General features: G+C 55.5%; 1 protein-coding gene. It reads right to left on the reverse strand.

The window, feature by feature from the left end:
• A partial coding sequence (locus HWQ67_RS15735) for a hypothetical protein (RefSeq protein ID WP_218253634.1) occupies positions 1-2,779 on the reverse strand: 2,779 nt, incomplete at both ends.

Genomic DNA, 2,779 nt, shown 5'->3' on the forward strand with positions numbered 1-2,779 from the left:
ACACTCCCTGCGGAGAGATGACCATGGCCGGCACACCCCAGCATAAACATCAGGTCTTCAAGGTCTGTGCTATTCCATATGGGCTGTCCTCTCCTGGTTAGCTTGTCAATATACGGGGTGTGATTGGTCAGGAATATATCGAGGTAGGCGTTTGCAGCCACGTCCCAATCCTTAACTTGCCTGGTATTAAGCTCCCAATCGAGCACCCAGAGCTTGATGCTGCCATCTTCGCTGGCCGATGCCGCCATCCGGCCATCCCTGCTCATGAACACGGACTGGATGGCGTGCAGGTGTCCCTGGAAGACTCGCACACACACCCCGGATTTAGTATTCCACAGGCGGATCGTGTTATCGAGGCTGCCTGAGAGAATGTAGGCGCCATCAAGGGTCATATGCACACAGGTAACCGGTGCAATGTGTCCCTCAAGCGTCTTTACGCACTGGCCCGTGGATACATCCCATACCTTGACGGTCTTGTCCTCGCTGCCCGATACCGCCACCTTGCCATCGTGGCTGAGATAGACCGACAGTACGTTGCCATAGTGGCCCTGAAACGTATTGAGGCTCTTCATAAACCCCGCAATCTCCCAACGGTTTATCCTGTTATCGGCGCCGCCGGATATGGCAAACCTGCCATCCAGACAAAGACTCACGGAATTTACGGCGCCATCGTGGCCCTCAAATTTCTTTAACTCCCTGCCCGTGTTGATATCCCAAATCCTCAGGGTGCCATCGCTGCCGGATGACAGCGCCAGGCGACCGTCTCTGCTCATGCAAATCCCCCTGACCGGCCCTACGTGTCCCCGGAATGAGCGCTTTTCACGCTCCCGAGACGTCTCCCATAACCTGATCGTGGAGTCGGCACTGCCGGAGAGGGCAAGCTCACCATCTGCGCTTAACACCACACAGAGCACAGACCCCGTATGCGACTTAAAGGTACGTATGCAGTACCCCTGCTCTATATCCCATAGTTTCACCGTACCATCGGAGCCGGCCGACAACAGGTACCTGCCCCTGTCATCGATAGAGACGGCGTTGACCGCACCATCATGCTCTTTAAGCGTTGCCCCCTCCCATGCCCCGGTGAGTCCGGTACGTGGGAAGCGGGTATAGAGACCTTTCCATATGTTTATGGCCTCTGCGGCACGACTGTATCCCTTCTGTTGCCGAGCCTTTTGGATGTGCAGAGCGGTTTTGGCAAAATCACCGAGCATCTGCGCCCTCTGTGCATCGGCCAACTCCTTGCCGTAGAACATCATCGCCGAAAATGCCGTTTCGCTCTTGAGCACCTGCGACAGCATCATCGGGGCCTGGTAGGATTGTCTGTCGGAGTCGATCTGCCATATGTGGATAGTGCCATCGTTGCTGCCCGATATGGCCAGCTTGCCATCCATGCTCATATAGACCGATGATATGCCATCGTTGTCGGATTCAAAGGTTCGCAGACACCTGCCGGTTGAGACGTCCCACTGTTTAACGGTTTTATCCATGCTCCCGGACAGTGCAGTCCTCCCCCCCCAACTCAGGACAACCGAAGTTACCACGTCAACGTGCTCGGATAAGGTTCTGATGGCGCTCTTTGATGATACGTCCCACAGAATTACGGTCTTGTCGGAGCTGCCCGATATCATGGTTTCGCCATCCTGACTGATCGATATGGAGTTGACCGTGGCGGTGTGTCCCTTGAATATGTGTATGCAGCGCAAGGTATCAACCTCCCAGAGCCTGATGAGGCTATCCTTTCCGGCAGAGAAAACGTTCTTGGGTGTAATGCCTGTCAGGACGGAGCAGACGCCGCCCTTGTGATTGCCAAAGGAGCGAAAGTAATGTCCCGAAGCCAGGTCCCACATCATGGTGGTCCCGTCTTCGCTTCCGGAGAGTGGATGTTTGGCGTCCTTGTCTATGTGTACGCTCATCACCGGGCCGTTGTGTCCTTTGAGCGTGTGGAGGCAGTATCCGGTGGAGGCGTCCCAGACGCGTACAGTCTTGTCAACCCCCCCGGAGATGACATAGCGTGCATCGGGGGTGAGATAGGCCGCGGTCACGGCCCCCAAGTGGCCAAAGAATACCTGCAGACACTCCCCCGTTTTCGTGTTCCAGAGCTTGAGGAGTGAGTCACGGCTGGCAGAGAGTCCGATACTGCCGTCATTGTTGAGGCACACGTTGGTAATGGCGTCGTCGTGTTCGCTGATGGTACTTAAGAGGCGCCTTGAGTTGCCAAGGCGCTCCTCGGCCTCGGTATAGGCAGCCCTGACATCGTCCCTTTGGAGATACACATCGCTAAGGTCTGACAACACACGGATGGCAGCGCTGCAATCGTCACGCTCCAGATGCATCTGGGCAAGCAGATAGCTCCCCCTCCAGTCATCCACGTGGGACCTCTGCACCTCTTCCATTTCCTTGATAAGATTGTTGTCGGAGACCTTTGCGTTGCGCCACATGAGCAAGCCAAGGTTGTACGTAGACTCCGGATGATGTGGTTCGAGCTTGACGGCTTCCATCCAGAGTCGTTCTGCCTCGTCGTCCCTGCCAAGGTCAAGCAGCGACACTGCCCTGTTATTGAGGCTGTCTGCCGTGGCCTTGCTGATGACGGGTGTTGGACGCAGATACTCCATTCCGGTGACATTCCTGTAGATACCGATCAATATCTGTGCTATTTCGGCCATGCTGTCGGGACGCCTAAAGATGTCTTCCTCAAAGCACCTTCCCAGGAGTTTGGCAATCTGTGGGGGCATAGAGGGCAGCTCTTCTTTGGACTTGCCTTCGTCAAGGTACATTT

This window comes from Candidatus Magnetobacterium casense (assembly GCF_019173545.1).
Classification (GTDB): domain Bacteria; phylum Nitrospirota; class Thermodesulfovibrionia; order Thermodesulfovibrionales; family Magnetobacteriaceae; genus Magnetobacterium; species Magnetobacterium cryptolimnobacter.